General features: G+C 34.1%; 1 protein-coding gene. It reads left to right on the top strand.

From position 1 onward, the window contains the following. Positions 1-676: 676 nt before the first annotated feature. Positions 677-4,538, top strand: a 3,862-nt coding sequence (locus tag AC1DJR_RS18190) for a M60 family metallopeptidase (protein ID WP_477003179.1), incomplete at its 3' end; no start/stop codon positions are given.

Below are 4,538 nucleotides of genomic sequence, written 5' to 3' on the forward strand. Positions count from 1 at the left end.
GTATAATTGCAAAGTTATGTATYTAAGTATACATCTAGAAAACAAACTTGCACAAAAATTATATGAATCAATTGGATTTCATTTAACTGGTGAAATTGATGATGAATGGTTACATGGAGAAGGACTTGTAATGAAATGCATATTGGATTAAGGAGAGCCTGTCACGAAAGAAAACTATCTTTTGGAGACGGACTTTTATTTTGAAATAATATTAAATTTCTAAAATCTCAACATTACGATTTTTGGATTWWATTCATAAAAWTGTAATATTAATCTAATTGAAAAGGSTATCYAAYRARAAAGAAATCRTGTACAATTCRWTKTGGAAAAACTGTCCATAGATGGATGCCTATGAGTGAGTTGTAAAAAAAGATATATTTATACATATTTTTCATGTATAGACAACAATACCTGATGAAAGTACCTCCCATTAGTATTTTGAAATGAAAAACGAGAACTCATCACAAAATATAGAGAAAAGTGAGGAGAATCTTTAGTTTTAAAAATTTTTGTTATATAAGAAAGCGAATACATTTAGAGTGAACGATGATAAGAGGTATCGGGGCGCGAGGTTGAGTTGTATATATTAAATGATTGTATAAAAATAAATTGATTTTACACTAAATGAATATATCTAGGGTGGTTTGCACTACAAAAGGAATAGGGGACACWGATTATGTCGAAGAARAAKAAGAGTAGGGTATTGGTAGCTGGTATATGTATATCTACATTGTTATCACCAGTAGCTTTCGAAGCATCAAAAGGATATGCGGCACCGTTGGAAGAGAATAAGGGCGGAAAGTTGGAAGAAAGTAAAGAGAATCGTTTGGAGCAGAGAACGTTTCATGTATCTGGAAAAGGTGATGTCACTAAGGAACGGGATCGTTTAAAGGTGAACTGGGAACTGGCGGCAAATGAACCAACTGGGATTTATGCGAAGCCAAATGAAGAAATTAAGATTGAAATAAAAGGTGATAAGTCTATTAAGGCTTTTATAGGAACACATGCGTATGACGAAGAAAAGCCTAAGGAATTTGAGTTGAAACCTGGGGACAATGTAATATCATCTCCGATGGGCGGGATACTATATTTCTATAACTCAAACAATCAAGGGGAAGTAACAGCTGAAGTAACTAATGGTGGAAGTCATTTTCCATTATTCATACTAGGAAAACATACGAAAAAAGATTGGGATGAAATGCTGGAAAAGTATGAGAATCCATATGCAGTGGAATTAAGAGGAGAAAGAAGCTTAATTACATCAAGTTATGATGCTGTACAAGATTATATGGAAAATACAGATCCGACAGAATTATTGAAGCTGCATGATAAGATCATTCGCATAGAAAACGAAGTATCGGGTTTATCTGAAGAGAGTGTAGGAGTGGCGAAAGCGCCAAAACATTATGTTCAATTTGTTGAAAATAGATATCCAGACGAGGGCGATTGGATGAATGCGTACTATTACCGCACCTCTTATATTAAGACAGCCATGGAATATGTATTGGATATAGAAAAACTAAAAACTGATGGATGGGGACCTTGGCATGAGGTAGGACATTTGCATCAGCAAGCCCCTTGGGATTGGTCGGCTGTGGGAGAGGTAACAGTTAACATTTACGCGCTGGCTGTACAGAAGGCTTTAGGAAATAAATTAGGTATGGATGATCATTATAAAAAAACAGCTGAGTATTTAAAGAAACCTATGGCAGAAAGAATACTTGATGATGCCGATCCAGTTACGTTATTCTGGCAATTACATGTAGTTTATGGTGAACATTTTTATCCGAAGTTGCATCAAATGTATCGAATATTACCTAATACAGAGATGCCTGGGACTGATGAAGAGAAAAAACAAATGTTTATTTATATGACATCAAAAGCAGCTGGGCAAAACTTAATTCCTTTCTTTAAGGAATGGGGATTAGCTCCAACTGATGATATAAGAAAGAAGATAGAGAATTTAAAACTACCTAAATTAGAAAAAGAAATWTGGAAAGCTACTGATAGTAATGATATTCGTGAGAAGCAAGTTGAASCGTATAARGTTCCKTATGGTGAACCTRCTAATGTGATGCAAGACATTTTAGCTGGTACTGATTTTGATAAAAAGAAAGCAAGTAGCCTTGTTCAAAATTTAGGTGAAAATGTAAAAGTAACAGGTAAGATTATAGGATCTAAATTAGAGCCAGGAGAACAGGAAGTATTAGTAGAAATTGAAGATGATAAAGGGAATAAGAATTTAATTCCTGTCTCAGTTAATGCTGTTTATGCTGATAGTATGGTGTTCGGTTCTTATTTTGGAAAAAATATAAATTCAATTTTAACTTTAAATCATGACACAAAGAAAATTAGTGCATCGCTTTTAAATGAAATTCTTCATCATAGCTACAGTGGTGAAAAGTACATAGGATTTACAATCTATGATGAGCATGGGAAAGAGAAGAAAAGTGTATCTGCTGAAGGACAGGAAAGTTTAGAGGTTTTTGTAAAAGAGTTAAATGGTATAAAGTTTGAATACGGTGATGTTATTAAGGTATACCATAGAGAACCTGAGTATTTCACATGGTATCAAAATAATAAACTTGTAGACCAAGGAAATTATGAAGAGCAAGAAGAAAAAGTCTTTAAGATTACTCCACAAGGATTTGAATTGAAAGATAGCTTCCAAGAAGTAAAAGAAATCCCGCAAAAAGTAGTAGTGGGAACAGATGTTGAAAAATTAGATGCGAAGAAGTTCGTTGAAGTAACAGGTGGAGAAGTAATTGGTTTTGTAGAAAAACCGAATACAACAAAAATAGGTGAACAAAAAGTAAAAGTAGAAACGAAAGATCGTTTTGGAAATAAGAAAGTGACGGAAGTGTCAGTAGAAATAATTTTCGGAGATAGTRTTATGTTCTTTGGAACAAGTTATGGCGGAAGTAATATAAAATCAGTTGTAACATTAAATCATGAAGAAAAGAAATTCAGTACAACAGATTCAGAAGGTCCAATGCATACTTCATTTGCAGATGAGAAGTATATGGGGATGACTGTATATGATAAAGATGGAAAAGAGAAGAAAACTCTATCAGTAAAAGCATCTGAAAATACAAAAGGATTCGCAGAACAATTTAATGGAATGACTTTTGAATATGGAGATATGTTGAAAGTATACCAAAAAGAGTTTGATAGATTTAAAGTGTACAAAAAGAATGAACTAGTGGATACGCAGTATGGTGTTCATGAAGTATTCTTTAAAGTGACAGAGCAAGGTTTCGAGAGAATGGAAGCTATGCAAGAAGTCACGGCAGTACCACAAAAGGTAACAATCGGGACAGATGCTGAAAAATTAGAAGCAAAAGACTTTGTTCAAGTGAAAGACGGAGAAGTAATTGGATTTATAGAGAAGCCAAACACAACAAAAATCGGTGAACAAAAAGTAAAAGTAGAAACGAAAGATCGCTTTGGAACTAAGAAAGTGACGGAAGTGCCAGTAGAAGTAATTTACGGAGACAGCATTATGTTCTTCGGTACAAGTTATGGTGGAAGCAATATAAAGTCAGTTGTAACATTGAATCATGAAGAAAAGAAATTCAGTACAACAGATTCAGAAGGTCCAATGCATACTTCATTTGCAGATGAGAAGTATATGGAAATGACTGTATACGATAAAGCTGGAAAAGAGAAGAAAGCAGTATCTGTAAAAGCATCTGAAAATACGAAAGCATTCGCAGAACAATTCAATGGAATGACTTTTGAGTATGGTGATGTAGTAAAAGTATATCAAAGAGAGTTTGATAGATTTAAAGTGTACAAAAAGAATGAATTTGTGGATACGGAGTATGGGGTTCATGAAGTATTCTTTAAAGTTACGGAGCAAGGTTTTGAAAGAATAGCGACTCAACAGGAAGTAACAGCAGTGCCACAAAAAGTAGTAATCGGAACAGGTGCTGAAAAATTAAATGCAAAAGATTTTGTTCAAGTAAAAGATGGAGAAGTAATTGGTTTTGTAGAAAAACCGAATACAACAAAAATCGGTGAACAAAAAGTAAAAGTTGAAACGAAAGACCATTTTGGAAATAAGAAAGTAACGGAAGTATCGTTAGAAGTAACGTACGGAGATAGCTTAGTATTTAAAGGGATTGAGTACACAGGCGATGGCGATATTAAATCAGTTGTAACATTACAACATGATAAGAAGAAGTTTAGTGCAACAGATCATCACAATAAGGCACATGGGAATTTCAAGGAAGAAACGTATTTTGAATTCGCATTGCTAGATGCAACGGGTAAAGAGAAAAAGAAAGCAACTGTCAAAGGTGTTGAAAATACGAAAGAGTTTGCAAAAGCTATTAATGGTTTGGGATTTGAATACGGTGATGTTGTAAAAGGGTATCATGCAGAATCGGATCGATTTAATTGGTATCAAAATAGTACGTTTGCCGGTCAAGGTAAGGCGAAAGTAGAAAAAGAATTATTCTTTAAAGTAACAGAAAAAGGCTTTGAAAGAATGGAGACCTTGCAAGAAGTAACAGCGAAACCACAACAAGTAGTAG

The sequence above is a fragment of the Bacillus sp. 05T31 genome (genome assembly GCF_056396725.1).